At 61.6% G+C, this 12974-nt stretch carries 13 protein-coding genes; 4 read left to right on the top strand and 9 right to left on the bottom strand.

Annotated elements, in window-relative coordinates; all coding sequences use genetic code 11:
- Positions 1–58 precede the first annotated feature (58 nt).
- From AC2FNZ_RS11115 to AC2FNZ_RS11150, 8 genes are all read right to left on the bottom strand, one after another.
- Positions 59–1741, bottom strand: a complete 1683-nt coding sequence (locus AC2FNZ_RS11115; RefSeq protein WP_496840677.1) for a bifunctional protein tyrosine phosphatase family protein/NAD(P)/FAD-dependent oxidoreductase — start codon at positions 1739–1741, stop codon at positions 59–61.
- Between the two features lie 15 nt (positions 1742–1756).
- Positions 1757–2641: an MBL fold metallo-hydrolase gene (locus AC2FNZ_RS11120; protein ID WP_496840749.1), complete on the bottom strand. Its 885-nt coding sequence runs from the start codon at positions 2639–2641 to the stop codon at positions 1757–1759.
- A gap of 85 nt (positions 2642–2726) precedes the next feature.
- Positions 2727–3164 (bottom strand): DUF6691 family protein, encoded by a 438-nt coding sequence (locus tag AC2FNZ_RS11125; protein ID WP_093963297.1) that lies wholly within the window; start codon positions 3162–3164, stop codon positions 2727–2729.
- A 4-nt stretch (positions 3165–3168) separates the two neighbouring features.
- Positions 3169–3600: a YeeE/YedE family protein gene (locus tag AC2FNZ_RS11130; protein WP_496840678.1), complete on the bottom strand. Its 432-nt coding sequence runs from the start codon at positions 3598–3600 to the stop codon at positions 3169–3171.
- Between the two features lies 1 nt (position 3601).
- On the bottom strand, positions 3602–3817 hold the full coding sequence (locus AC2FNZ_RS11135) for a YgaP family membrane protein (RefSeq protein WP_222458318.1): 216 nt from the start codon (positions 3815–3817) through the stop codon (positions 3602–3604).
- A 96-nt stretch (positions 3818–3913) separates the two neighbouring features.
- A complete protein-coding gene (locus tag AC2FNZ_RS11140) occupies positions 3914–4579 on the bottom strand; it encodes a Crp/Fnr family transcriptional regulator (RefSeq protein WP_496840679.1) in 666 nt (221 codons plus the stop codon).
- A 177-nt stretch (positions 4580–4756) separates the two neighbouring features.
- Positions 4757–5143: a Cu(I)-responsive transcriptional regulator gene (gene cueR / locus AC2FNZ_RS11145; protein WP_170359527.1), complete on the bottom strand. Its 387-nt coding sequence runs from the start codon at positions 5141–5143 to the stop codon at positions 4757–4759.
- Positions 5144–5156: 13 nt separating this feature from the next.
- Positions 5157–7667 carry a heavy metal translocating P-type ATPase gene (locus AC2FNZ_RS11150; RefSeq protein ID WP_496840680.1) on the bottom strand — a complete coding sequence of 837 codons (2511 nt, stop codon included), beginning with the start codon at positions 7665–7667 and terminating at the stop codon, positions 5157–5159.
- A gap of 249 nt (positions 7668–7916) precedes the next feature.
- On the opposite strand from AC2FNZ_RS11150, the gene AC2FNZ_RS11155 reads away from it, so the two are divergent.
- The gene (locus AC2FNZ_RS11155; RefSeq protein ID WP_496840681.1) at positions 7917–8189 is read left to right on the top strand and encodes a hypothetical protein; all 273 of its coding nucleotides are present in this window, start codon (positions 7917–7919) and stop codon (positions 8187–8189) included.
- A 4-nt stretch (positions 8190–8193) separates the two neighbouring features.
- On the opposite strand, the gene AC2FNZ_RS11160 is transcribed toward AC2FNZ_RS11155, so the two are convergent.
- Positions 8194–8856: a L,D-transpeptidase gene (locus AC2FNZ_RS11160; RefSeq protein ID WP_093963303.1), complete on the bottom strand. Its 663-nt coding sequence runs from the start codon at positions 8854–8856 to the stop codon at positions 8194–8196.
- Positions 8857–9159: 303 nt separating this feature from the next.
- Between AC2FNZ_RS11160 and AC2FNZ_RS11165 the strand changes: the two genes are divergently transcribed.
- The 3 genes from AC2FNZ_RS11165 (at position 9160) to pstA (ending at position 12956) form a co-directional block, all read left to right on the top strand.
- Positions 9160–10197, top strand: coding sequence for a substrate-binding domain-containing protein (locus AC2FNZ_RS11165; protein ID WP_093963304.1), 1038 nt, complete (start codon positions 9160–9162; stop codon positions 10195–10197).
- A gap of 66 nt (positions 10198–10263) precedes the next feature.
- Positions 10264–11640, top strand: a complete 1377-nt coding sequence (pstC, locus tag AC2FNZ_RS11170; RefSeq protein ID WP_254444320.1) for a phosphate ABC transporter permease subunit PstC — start codon at positions 10264–10266, stop codon at positions 11638–11640.
- 11 nt (positions 11641–11651) lie between these two features.
- Positions 11652–12956 (top strand): phosphate ABC transporter permease PstA, encoded by a 1305-nt coding sequence (gene pstA, locus AC2FNZ_RS11175; protein ID WP_093963306.1) that lies wholly within the window; start codon positions 11652–11654, stop codon positions 12954–12956.
- Positions 12957–12974 lie beyond the last annotated feature (18 nt).

A 12974-nucleotide genomic window follows, 5' to 3' on the forward strand; every position in this document is an offset into this window, starting at 1 on the left:
ACGTTCAAGAGGGCGCAGGGCGGGTGTTGGATGGCGCAGGGCAAGAAGCCCTAGCGACCTATTCGGCCGCCACTTTCAGCGGCTCGGGCTTGGCCATCCATTCCTTGCCCTTCAGCATCGCGGACCAATAGACCGGCAGTAGCAGCTTTTCCTTCAGGAACCAGGCCGCGCGGCTGGGTTTGGTCCCGTCGATCAGGAGTTTCGGGAAGCTGGGCTTCAGGACACCACCATAGCCGAACTCGGCCAGCACGATCTTGCCGCGCTCCACCGTCAACGGGCACGAGCCATAGCCGTCATAGGCCGCCACCGGGCCGCGGCCTTGGATATCGGCCACGATGTTGTCGGCCACCACTGGCGCCTGCTTGCGCGCCGCCGCCGCGGTTTTCGCGTTCGGCGCGTTCATCACGTCGCCCAGCGACCAGATGTTGTCAAAGCTCTTGTGGCGCAGCGTCGTCTGATCCACATCGACCCAACCCGCCGCATCCGCCAGCGGCGACACCCGGATGAAGTCCGGCGCCACCTGCGGCGGGCAGACATGCATCATGTCGAACTCGACCGTCACCTGCTCGGGCTGCTCGTCGGGTTTGGCGACCATGAACGTGGCGGTCTTCGCCGATCCGTCCACCGCCACCAGGTTGTGGCAGAAGTTCAGCGTGGCGTCGTATTTCTTGACGTACTCCATCAGCGCCGGGACATAGTCCTTGACCCCGAACAGCACCCCGCCCGCGTTCATGAACTGGATGTCGATATCCTTCAGAACCCCACGCCGGACCCACGTATCGCCCGACAGATACATCGCCTTCTGCGGCGCGCCCGCGCATTTGATCGGCATCGGCGGTTGGGTGAACAGCGCCCGACCCGCTTTCAGGCTTTCGACCAACTGCCAGGTATAGGGCGCCAGGTCATAGCGATAGTTCGAGGTCACGCCGTTGCGGCCCAGAGTTTCCTCGAGCCCTTCGACCGCACCCCAGTCCAGCTTGAGCCCAGGGGTCACCACCAGACGGTCGTATTTGACCACCCGGCAACCATCCAGAATGACAGCGTTGTTCTGTGGCTCGAACGCGGCCACGGCGGCCTTGATCCATTTGACCCCGCGCGGGATCAGCGCGCCCATGGTCTTGGCCGTCAGTTCCGGCGTGAACACGCCGCCGCCCACCAGGGTCCAGCCGGGTTGATAATAGTGCACGTCCGACGGGTCGATGATGGCGATCGACAGGTCGGATTTGCGCGCATGCAGGCTGGCGGCGGTGGCGATGCCCCCTGCCCCGCCGCCCACGATCACCACGTCAAAGGACGCGTCGCCGGTGTCGGTCGGGGTCTTGCCGCCATTGGCGATGCGGCGGGCCACGCCGCTCATGTCATATCCGGCAGCCTTGGTCGCGGTCAGGATGACAGGCAGGGGTCGCCCCTGCGCGGCCTCGTGCAGCGACCACAGGGTGGCCGAGCGCGTTCCCGTCCGGCAATAGGCCAGGATCGGACCTGGCAGTTCGGTCAGAGCTTGACCGAAGGCCTGCGCGTCCTCATCCCGGACCAGGCCGGTCTGGACGGGAACGTACCGGGCTTCGATGCCCAGCTTTTCGGCAGCGGCCTCGATTTCCTCGAATGTCGGTTGGTCGGACCCTTCACCGTCGGGGCGATTGCAGATGATGGCGCGGAAGCCCGCGGCCTTGATCGCCGGGATATCGGCAAGCGTTACCTGTGGCGACACCGAGAGTGCGCCCGAAATCTTCCGGATTTCCATTGTTGTCTCCTGCGGTCAGATCTTGTTGACCGGAACCTTGAGCATCTGGTTGCCGTCCTTGTCGGTCGGGATGTCACCCGCCCGGATATTGACTTGGATCGACGGGATGATCAGGGTCGGCATCGCCAGCGTCGCGTCACGCTCGGTGCGCATCTTGATGAACTCGTCCCGCGACTTGCCGCCGCCCACATGGATGTTGTGCGCCTTTTCCTCCGCCACCGTGGTTTCCCAGCGGATGTCGCGACCGTTGGGGCCGTAATCGTGGCACATGAACAGGCGGGTTTCGTCCGGCAGGCTCAGCACCTTCTGGATCGAGTCATAAAGCGTTCCCGCATCTCCGCCCGGAAAGTCGGCTCGGGCCGAACCACCATCGGGCATGAACAGCGTGTCACCCACAAAGGCCGCATCACCCATCACATGCACCATGCAAGCCGGCGTATGGCCCGGTGTGTGCATGGTGAAGGCAGTCATGTTGCCGATCTTGTAGGTCATGCCGTCGGTGAACAGCGCATCGAACTGGCTTCCGTCGCGCTGGAACTCGGTGCCTTCGTTGAAGATCTTGCCGAACACCACCTGCACGATCTTGATGTTCTCGCCGATGCCGATTTTGCCGCCCAGCTTCTGCTGGATGTAGGGCGCCGCCGACAGGTGGTCGGCATGGGCGTGGGTCTCGATGATCCACTCCAGTTCCAGGCCCTGCTTTTCGATCTCGGCGATCAGCAGGTCGGCATGTTCGAATGTGATCCGGCCGGCGGAATAGTCGATGTCCATCACGCTGTCGATGATCGCGCAGGCGTTGGATGTCGGGTCCGAAACGATATAGCTGATCGTCGCCGTGGCCTCGTCGTAGAAGCCCTGAACCTTGGGTTTGACGCTCAGATCCACCGGATACGCGGAAATCGGTGTCGCGATTGCGTCAGCCATTTTCTGGTTGTGGGTGTCGATTGCCTTTTGGTCGGTCATGATCGTGCCTCCTCTCTGACGCTCAGGCCTTGGCCGAACGTGTAATCAATGGTTGCCCTTGCAGAATGCGCGCCAACGCCAGCCCGGCGGCGACCGCGCCCAGAAACAGCAGAACCTCCCACCGTCCGGTGCCCAGGGCCGGAATTGCCGCGCCCGGGCAGAATCCTGCGATGCCCCAGCCCACGCCAAACAAGGCTGAGCCGCCGACAAGCTTCATGTCGATGTGCTTTGCGCCCGGAATCTGGAACCGGTCCGCATAGAGCGGCGCGGCGCGTCGCCATACCAGACGATAGCCGATGAATGTCACCACCAGCGCACCGCCCATTACGAAGGCGAGGCTGGGGTCCCAGGTTCCGGCCAGATCGAAGAAGTTCAACACCTTGGCCGGGTTCATCATACCCGAGATCGCGATGCCTGTGCCGAAGACAAGGCCGGTCAGGAACGTATGGAACAGTTTCATTGCCTCACCCTCCGAACATGTGGCGGATTACGAAAACCGTGATGGCGGCAGTTGCCATGAAGGTCGGAACGGCAACCAGGGACCGGGTCGACAACCGCGACAGGCCGCACACTCCGTGACCCGAGGTGCACCCCGAGCCGAGGCTGGCGCCCAGACCGACGATGATGCCGCCCACCACGATCATCAGTGGGCTGATCGGCACGTCGATGGCCGGCATGGTGCCGGTCAGCACGTAAATCAGACCTGGCGCAACGATCATTCCGGCAACAAGCGCCAGACGCCAGGAAAACTCGGACCCGCTGTCAGGAAAGACCAGGCCGGACATGATCCCGGTCGCACCCATGATGCGGCCGAGGCCCAGCATCAACAACACGGCGCCCAAGCCTATCAGCAGGCCGCCGCCAAAGGATGCAAATGGCGTGAATACGGTTTCCATATTATCTGGTCCTGCAGGTTTTGATGCCCAAAAGCGTGTACACCGGGCAGAATTTCATGGTCGCGGTCAACAGCATGATGATGCCGATGATCACAGCGCCATATTTGAAAAGGGGTGCGCCGAACAGGGCCAGCCCGCTGAAGAGTGCCAGGTACAGCAGGACCAACCCAAGAGCTGCGCGCAGCGTGCGGTCGATCGTTCCGACGTTGTTGGTCATATCGCCCTCCATATTCAGGTTTCTGAATGGCATATATGACGCCAGGAGCGTCTCTTCAGTGACAATGTCACGAAAGCCGAAAAGATTCCCGAAAAATCAGGTGCTGTGGGCCAAAGCCTGCAAAGCCGTTGTGTCGGTGAGCGTAATCTTGCCCCGGGATTGCGAAACCAACTCGCGTTTCTGGAAGTCGTGCAGCACCCGCGAGACAACTTCACGCGCGGTTCCCAGTTCGCTGGCCAGTTGTTGATGTGTGGACTGCACCTCGTTCGCGGGATCGGCCAATGCAAGCAGACGTTCCGCCAGCCGGACATCGATCCGGCCGAAGGCGACGTCATCGACCACACGCAGAAGGTCGATCAATCGGCGGGAATAGGCTTGGAACACGAAATCGCGGAACGCGTCTTCTTCCGCGGCAAGGCGGTCGAAGGCAGGCTTGGGCAGGACGATCGCGGTGACATCTGTTTCAGCAATGCCTTCGGCGTTATAGGCCTCTTCGGTCAGCATACATGCCGTGGTCAGCACACAGCTTTCGCCGGCTTCGACCCGATACAAGACGATTTCGCGCCCTGTATCCGAGCTTTGTGAAACGCGGATCCGCCCTTCGTACAGAAACATGAGGCTGTCCGGCACATTGTCGGGCCCGAACACCTGAGCCCCTTTCGGGAACTTCACGATCCGCGCGGCCGCGCGCAACCGGGCGCGGACCGCCTCGGGCAGGTGGCTGGTTCCGTGGAACCGCTGGGTCCAGTCAGTGATCGTCATGTGGCTGCTTGCATGGGTGGCCCGAAGTCCTCGTAGATCAGTACGGTTCTGCCGTCTTTCGCCCGGCCCGGACGATACGTTCGTAACAACGCGTCCTGTGCACCTGCTACATGGCCTAGGACAGAACCGTGGTCACGATCAAGGGAAAGCGCCCGAAGGTGCCTCGGGTCCACCCTGTCAGTCGCGACCCAGATCCTTGAGGATCGGACAATCCGGGCGGTCATCTCCGGCGCATTCGTGGATCAGGTGCGACAGTGTTTCGCGCATGGCTTTCAATCCTTCGATCTTGGCGTCGATCTCTTCGAGGTTCTGTTTGGCGATCCGCTTGACGTCCGCGCTGGCGCGGTGCTTGTCCTCGTACAGCGCCAGCAGCGAGCGACAGTCCTCGATGGTGAACCCCAGCGACCGCGCGCGCCCGATGAACGCCAGCTTGTGCAGCTCTTTCTCGTCGAAATGGCGGTATCCATTGGTCGAGCGTCTGGGTTTGATGAAACCGATATCCTCATAATACCGGATGGTCTTGGCCGGCAAACCCGAGCGTTCGGCGACGTCCCCGATGTTCATGGCGGCTCCTTTCCTATTCGGCGGGTGTGGGTGCGTGTGCGATGGTCTGCGGTTTGCGGTCGGATCCGCTCGGCGGCCGGGCCGCCTTGACCCAACGCAGCCGCAGTGCGTTTGACAAGACGAACACGCTGGACAGCGCCATGGCGCCAGCCGCCAAAACCGGGGATAGCAAGGGTCCGCCAAAGGGATAGAGGATACCTGCGGCCACCGGAATCAGCAGCGTGTTGTAGCCAAAGGCCCAGAACAGGTTCTGCCGGATATTGCGCATGGTGCGCTGGCTGATGTCGAAGGCGTTGACCACGCCGATCAGATCGCCCGACATCAGCACCACGTCTGCGGCCTCGATCGCGACGTCGGTCCCGGTACCGATGGCAATGCCGACATCCGCGGCCGCCAGCGCCGGAGCATCGTTGATCCCATCGCCGACAAAGGCCAACTTGCCGCCGTTCACGCGCAGGTTTTCCAGTGCAGCGACTTTGCCCTCGGGCAGGACTTCGGCGACCACGGTGTCGATCCCAAGCTGTGCCGCGATGGCATGGGCCGTCGCCCTGTTGTCGCCCGTGATCATCGCCACTTTGAGCCCTAGCGCGTGCAAGGCTTCGATGGCCTCCGGTGTGCTGGGCTTGATCGGGTCGGCCACCGCGATTGCGGCGGCAGCGGTTCCGTCGATTGCGGCGTAGAGCGGTGTTCTGCCTTTGGCGGCCAGCGACGCGCCGTGATCTGACAGCGCACTGATGTCGATGCCTTCGCGCTCCATCAGACGATCGGCGCCGATGAGGATGCTGTGCCCTTCGACAGCCGCTTGAACCCCATAGCCGGTGATCGACTTGAAATCCTCGGGTTTCGGTAGATCCAGGCCGCGTGTCTCGGCCGCGCGTACGATGGCGGTGGCGATTGGATGTTCCGAGGTGGTTTCGACGGCTGCGACCAGACGCAGGACGGTGTCCTTATCCAGCCCTTGGGCGACCACAAGATCAGTCAGTTCCGGGCGGCCTTCGGTCAGGGTGCCGGTCTTGTCCACCGCTACAACAGTGGTTTCCTGCAACATCTGCAGCGCGTCGCCCTTGCGGAACAGAACGCCCATTTCTGCAGCGCGCCCCGTGCCCACTATGATTGATGTCGGCGTTGCCAGACCCATTGCGCAGGGGCAGGCAATGATCAGCACCGCGACCCCGGCAACCAGAGCCATGCTGAGCGCCGAGTCCGGTCCGAACAGCAACCAAACAAGGACCGTCACGATCGCAACCGCAATCACCGCGGGGACAAACCAAAGGGTGATGCGGTCAACCATGCCCTGAATGGGCAGTTTCGCGCCCTGAGCCTGTTCGACCATCTGAATGATCTGCGCCAGCATCGTATCCGCTCCGATCTTTTCGGCGCGGACGGTCAATGCTCCGGTACCGTTCACGGTGCCACCTACGACGGTTGCGTCTGAGGATTTCTCGACCGGAACGGGCTCACCCGTGATCATGCTTTCGTCGACATACGAACTGCCGCTCAGCACTGAACCATCGACCGGGATCTTTTCGCCGGGACGCACATGAACCAGATCGCCCACTGCGATCTGATCGATGGGCAGTTCGACGATGCGGTTCTCCCGTTCGACCCGCGCGGTTTTGGCCTGCAGGCCGACCAGCTTGCGGATCGCCTCGCCGGTTCGGCCTTTGGCGCGTGCCTCAAGGAAGCGGCCCAGCAGGATCAGAACCACGATGACCGCGGCCGCCTCGTAATAGACATTGGCCGTGCCGGTCGGAAGGATTTCGGGCGCAAAGGTCGATATCAGCGAGAACCCATAGGCCGCCGACGTGCCTAAAGCGACCAGCGAATTCATGTCTGGTGCGCCCTTGGCAAGTGCTGGAAAGCCCTTGGTGTAGAATTGAAGACCGGGCCCGAACAGGACCAGTGTCGTCAAGACGAACTGAATGTAGTGGCTGGCTTGCAGGCCGATGGTGCTTGCAATCAGGTGATGCATGCCGGGAATGACATGCGCGCCCATTTCAAGAATGAAAACCGGCAAGGCCAGGATTGCCGCAAACCCCGTTCGCAGTGCCAGTTTGCGGATTTCGTCAGCTTTGCGATCCTGCGCCGCTGTCTGAGCCGAGTTGCGCGGCGTCGCCGGGTACCCGGCCGCGTTGGGCAATGCAGCAATCGCTTCGGGTGTCGTGGCGCCCGCTGCAAACTGGACGGTCGCGCTTTCCGAGGCGAGGTTGACCGACGCCGCCAGCACCCCCTGCCCGGCGAGCAAAGCCTTCTCGACCCGGCCGACGCATGAAGCACAGCTCATGCCCTGGATGTTGAGCGTGACGGTCTCGGTCACGGCGGGATAGCCCGCCGCCTCCATCGCCTGTGCGATGGCTTTGACATCAGCCGGAGCGTGGAAATCCACCTGGACGCTCTCATTCGCCAGGTTTACGGCAGCCGAGTCGACGCCCGGAACCGCGCTGAGCGCACGCTCAACCCGGGCCACGCAAGACGCGCAACTCATCCCCTGAACCTGGAATTTGGCATGTGAAATTTTGGCCATGTCGTCACCATGATTATTCGGTCGACCCTGTACATAAGGGTTCCAGCAAGTGGAAGGTCAAGGCCCTCTGCGGAATATCCCTGCACCCGAACCAAACCATCGCGTCAGGGCAAGCGCAGTTTGCGGCTGTGCTCCGTCGGCAACAGGGCAACGATGGATGGCGACGGATCCTTGGTGAATTGAAGCGGGATCGCTTGGATGCGAGGGTATCACGCAAAGAGAATCACTTGGGAATTGGAAAGGTGCGGCATGACAACGAGGAAAGCATTGATTGGGATATGCGCGCTGTCCCTGATTGCCGCCTGTACCGAGACCACGTCCATGTCCGGCGCCAAAGCCCCCGGTGATCTTGCCAAAGTGCCCGAAGGCGTGGTCGAGATCGCCGCGCCAGGGCAGGACTTGACCGCCGTTCGGATCATGCCCGAAGACGGTTGTTACTGGTACCGTTACGTGGGTCCGGTAGAAACGACATACCTACCGCTGAGAACCGCCGACGGCCGCCCGATCTGCGCCCGGGCGTGACGGATCAGCTGCTGGCAGTCGCAAATCTTTCGGGTGGGTAAAGATGAGCCGTCGCACCCGGCTGCACCCGGTCATACAGGCCAATGATATGGGCCATGACCATACGCACACACCCTGAGCTTGCCCGCCCGCCGATAGACCGGGAATAAGGTGTTCCGTGGATGCGCAGATATGTGTCGCGATTGCCCTGAAACAGGTAGAAAGCGCGTGCACCCAAGGGGTTGTTGGGCCCGCCGGGCATTCCGTCGGCAAACTGCGCATAATCCTGCGGATCACGTTTGATCATGTCTGCGGTCGGGGTCCAACGCGGCCATTTGGCTTTGCGCCGGATCGTGTAGGTCCCGGGTTCGTAGAGATTGCCACGGGCGATCGCCACGCCATATCGCATCGCGGTTCCGCCCTCTTCGATGAAATACAGGTAGCGCGCGACCGCATCCACGTGAATGTCACCGGGCACCAGCGACCGGTTGGTCTCGACCCGTTGTGGCAGAAACCGGGGATTCAGCCCCCAAGGGTTCGAGGTGGCCGGGTCATAGTTGGCCGGCGTCACCTGCCTGTCCCAAGCCGCCCATTGAGATGCGGTCGACGCTTCGGCCGATGTTGCGCCGAGAATCGGTTGCGAGAAAACAGCAAGCGAAGTCGCAACAAAATGTCTTCTGGTCAGCATGTCTGCACCTCCAGTCGCCTTGCCGTGGCAGCAAGTAAAAAGATCGGACTAAAAGATTCCCTGAAACAGACCCCGAGTCCATTCACTTGTTCGTTGGGCGCAAAACCTTGTCGCAACTGGTGTTTTGAGGTCGTGCACAAACGGCTGCCGAAAGCCACGCATCTGGATAAGACGAATTTCTGAGCCGCCTCGGGTGGGTTGTCATAAAACTGTTACGGAAGCGTTACATAAGCTTCGCACGCCCGGACTACTGCACTCATCAAGGCCGCAGGGGGCGGCCAAAGCTGATTCTCAGGAGTGACCATGACCACCATCAAACTGACCGCTTCGGTTCTGGCAATCACCGCGATCGCCGCGTCCGCTGCCTCGGCGCGCGACGCCATCCGTATTGTCGGATCGTCGACCGTATTCCCGTACACCCAAGCCGTGGCCGAGCAGTTCGCCAACAACACGGGCGCAGCTTCGCCCATCGTCGAATCGACCGGTACCGGCGGCGGCATGAAAATCTTCTGCGAAGGCATCGGTGAAAACACCGCCGACATCACCGGCGCATCGCGTGCCATGAAGGCCTCGGAATACGAGCTGTGCCAAAAGAACGGCGTCACAGACATCTCGGAAGCCCTGATCGGTTTCGACGGCCTGTCGATCGCCATCTCGCGCAGCAACGAGCAGGATTGGGACCTGTCGCTGGCCGACATCTACATGGCCCTCGGCGCCCAGGTGCCGGTTGATGGCGAGTGGAAGGACAACCCGTACAAGACCTGGAACGAAATCAACCCCGACCTGCCGGCCGTGGAAATCCTGGCCTATGGCCCGCCGCCGACCTCGGGCACCCGCGACGCGTTCGTCGAGCTGGCCATGCATGAAGGCTGCAAAGAGCTGGACTTCGTCAAGAGCGGTGACTTCGACAAGAAATGGGTCAAGGAAAACTGCTCGCGCATGCGTACCGACGGGCCCTTCGTCGAAGCGGGCGAGAATGACAACCTGATCGTTCAGCGCCTTGAGGCGGACCCGAACGCCGTGGGCATCTTCGGCTACTCGTTCCTGTACGAGAACCTGGACAAACTGAAGCCGGTCACGATCGAAGGCGTCGAGCCGAATGCCGACACCATCGCCGACAAATCCTATCCGGTGTCTCGCCCGCTGTACTTCTATGTGAAGAACGCGCATCGCGGTGTGATCCCGAACCTGGACGAGTTCCTCGAGGAATACATGTCGGATGATGCTTTGGCATCCGACGGCTACCTGGCCGAACGTGGTCTGGTTGGCCTGTCCGACGAGCGCCGTGAAGAACTGCAGGACGCAATCCTGGACGGCCAGAACATGGAACCCAAGTCGTAAGATTTGCAATTCACAGGGCTGTCCGGCCGCGAAACCGGGCAGCCCATTTTTGTGCCTGGGGGGCAGATGACTACTTTCGTGTTTGCGGCGCTGTTGGGCGTCAGTATCCTTGGATATTTGCTGAACAGACGGGCCGCGGCCGGTCTGCGCGCAGATGGGACGTCCCTGCATTCCCTGCCCGGCTATCACGGGCTGTTTTCTTTTCTGTCCACGCTGGTTCCGGTCTTTGTGCTGATCGTACTGTGGCTGATCTTGCAGGGCCCGATGATCGACCATGTGGTCATGTCGGGCCTGCCTGCCGGCAGCCTTGACGGATTGGACACTGGAGGGCGTCAACTGGTGTTGGCCGAGATCAAGTCGATCTCGCGCGGGCAGATCTTTGGCGAGCCTGAACAGTGGAAGATGGACGCGGCCCAGCGGTATCTTGAGCTGCATCAGATGTCGGGATGGGTGCTGCTGTCTATCGTTGTCATTCTGTCACTGGCCATCGTGGCATTTGCCCGGTCGCGTGTCGGTGTCGAATTCCGCGCCCGCCACAGTGTGGAACGCATCGTTTCCGGCCTGATGATCTTCTGTTCGACCGTCGCCATCTTTACGACCGTCGGCATCATTGCCGCGCTGCTGTTCGAATCCATCCGCTTTTTCGAGATGGTGCCGATCACCGAGTTCTTCTTCGGCCTGAACTGGGAACCGCAGATTCCTCTGCGCGAGGACCAGATTGCGGCCGAAGGTGCCTTTGGCTGGCTTCCGGTCATCCTCGGCACCATCGTCATTACTGTGGTCGCGTTGTTCCTGGCGGTTCCGGTGGGCCTGTTGTCGGCCATCTACCTGAATGAATTCGCGCCCGACCGCTTGCGGGCGGTGGCCAAGCCAGTGCTGGAGATCCTCGCCGGCGTGCCGACCGTGGTCTATGGCTTCTTCGCGATCCTGGTCGTGGCCCCGGCCATGCGCAGTTTCGGCGCATCGCTGGGCATTCCGGTGTCGCCCAACACGGCGCTGGCCGCAGGCAGCGTAATGGGCATCATGCTGATCCCGTTCATCTCGTCCTTTACCGACGACGCCCTGTCAGCCGTGCCGAAATCGCTGCGCGACGGAGCGCTGGCCTTGGGGGCAACCCGGGCCGAGACGGTTCTGAACGTGCTGTTCCCCGCTGCCATTCCCGGCATCGTCGGTGGCATCCTGTTGGCCGTCAGCCGCGCGATCGGGGAAACCATGATCGTGGTGATGGCGGCCGGTCTGATCGCCTCGCTGACCATCAACCCGCTGGACAGCGTGACCACGGTGACCGTGCAGATCGTCACGCTTCTGATCGGCGACACCTCGTTCGACAACCCCAAGACGCTGGCAGCCTTTGCCTTGGGCATGATGCTGTTCGTCGTCACCCTGATCATCAACGTCTTCGCGTTGCGCATCGTGCGCAAGTACCGCGAAGCCTATGACTGAGGCCAAGAATCATGGCTGACCTGACCGCAGGACAAAACAATTCGCCCAAAGGCGGAGACACCGCCGACGCCGTGCGCGCCAGCTTGGCCCGCCGCAACCGTAAACAGAAGATACTACAGGGCCTTGGCCTGGGCGCCATCGGGTTTGCATTTCTGATGCTGTTCATCTTGGTGGCCTCGCTGGTGTCATCCGGATACCAGGCGTTCACCCAGACCAAGATCACGCTTGAGGTCTATGTCGACCCCGAGGAGATCAAGCCCGAAAAGCTGCCGCGGGGAGGTTTCAAGGACGTGCTGCAAGCCTCACTGTCCGAGTTGCTGCCCGAGGTGGACACCAGCGATCGGGCTACCCGCAAGGCCCTGTCGGGCATCCTCTCAAACGGAGCGCAGTTTGATCTGCGCGACCGGGTGGTGGCCGACCCTGCGCTGATCGGGCAGACCATCACAATGACCGTGCCGGTATCTGACCCGTATGACCAGCTGAACAAGGGCACCATCGACCGCGACACGCCCGAACAGAACCGCCGCTTGAACGATGCCGAGATCGCGTGGTTCGATCAGCTCAAGGCCGAAGGCGTGATCAGCAAGCCGCTGAACACTGGCCTTGTCACCAATGCCGACAGCCGATTTCCGGAACTGGCGGGCCTGAAGGGCGCGCTGATCGGGTCGTTCTGGGCGCTGTTCGTGTGTTTCGTGATTTCCTTCCCGCTGGGCATCGGCGCAGCGATCTACCTTGAAGAATTCGCGCCCAAGAACAAGGTCAGCGACTTCATCGAGGTCAACATCAACAACCTCGCTGCGGTGCCGTCGGTCGTTTTCGGCCTGTTGGCGTTGGCGGTGTTCATCGGTTGGTTCGGGCTGCCGCGCTCGGCCCCCTTCGTGGGTGGCATGACGCTGGCGTTGATGACCATGCCGACGATCATCATCGCCACCCGCGCAGCGCTGAAGGCGGTGCCCCCGTCGATCCGCGAGGCGGCCCTGGGTATCGGCGCGTCCAAGCATCAGGTGGTGTTTGGTCATGTGCTGCCGCTGGCGATGCCTGGCATCCTGACCGGTACGATCATCGGACTGGCGCAGGCCTTGGGGGAAACTGCCCCGCTGCTGCTGATCGGGATGAACGCGTTCATCACCTCGGCTCCGGCCGGCCCCTTCGACAGTGCCACCGCCCTGCCCACCCAGATCTTCATCTGGGCAGACAGCCCCGAGCGCGGCTTCGTCAGCCGGACCTCGGCCGCGATCCTGGTGCTGCTGGGTTTCCTAGTCACGATGAATGCAATCGCGATCTATCTTCGCAACAAGTTCGAGCGCAGCTGGTAAGCGCAAAGGGGTCATCAT

The sequence above is a fragment of the Ruegeria sp. SAZA006 genome, assembly GCF_059613465.1.

Coding starts and splice junctions, on each gene's coding strand:
- AC2FNZ_RS11115 (WP_496840677.1), bottom strand. CDS start 1,741: ATGGAAATCCGGAAGATTTCGGGCGCACTCTCGGTGTCGCCACAGGTA.
- AC2FNZ_RS11125 (WP_093963297.1), bottom strand. CDS start 3,164: ATGAAACTGTTCCATACGTTCCTGACCGGCCTTGTCTTCGGCACAGGC.
- AC2FNZ_RS11130 (WP_496840678.1), bottom strand. CDS start 3,600: ATGGAAACCGTATTCACGCCATTTGCATCCTTTGGCGGCGGCCTGCTG.
- AC2FNZ_RS11135 (WP_222458318.1), bottom strand. CDS start 3,817: ATGACCAACAACGTCGGAACGATCGACCGCACGCTGCGCGCAGCTCTT.
- AC2FNZ_RS11140 (WP_496840679.1), bottom strand. CDS start 4,579: ATGACGATCACTGACTGGACCCAGCGGTTCCACGGAACCAGCCACCTG.
- cueR (WP_170359527.1), bottom strand. CDS start 5,143: ATGAACATCGGGGACGTCGCCGAACGCTCGGGTTTGCCGGCCAAGACC.
- AC2FNZ_RS11150 (WP_496840680.1), bottom strand. CDS start 7,667: ATGGCCAAAATTTCACATGCCAAATTCCAGGTTCAGGGGATGAGTTGC.
- AC2FNZ_RS11155 (WP_496840681.1), top strand. CDS start 7,917: ATGACAACGAGGAAAGCATTGATTGGGATATGCGCGCTGTCCCTGATT.
- AC2FNZ_RS11160 (WP_093963303.1), bottom strand. CDS start 8,856: ATGCTGACCAGAAGACATTTTGTTGCGACTTCGCTTGCTGTTTTCTCG.
- AC2FNZ_RS11165 (WP_093963304.1), top strand. CDS start 9,160: ATGACCACCATCAAACTGACCGCTTCGGTTCTGGCAATCACCGCGATC.
- pstC (WP_254444320.1), top strand. CDS start 10,264: ATGACTACTTTCGTGTTTGCGGCGCTGTTGGGCGTCAGTATCCTTGGA.
- pstA (WP_093963306.1), top strand. CDS start 11,652: ATGGCTGACCTGACCGCAGGACAAAACAATTCGCCCAAAGGCGGAGAC.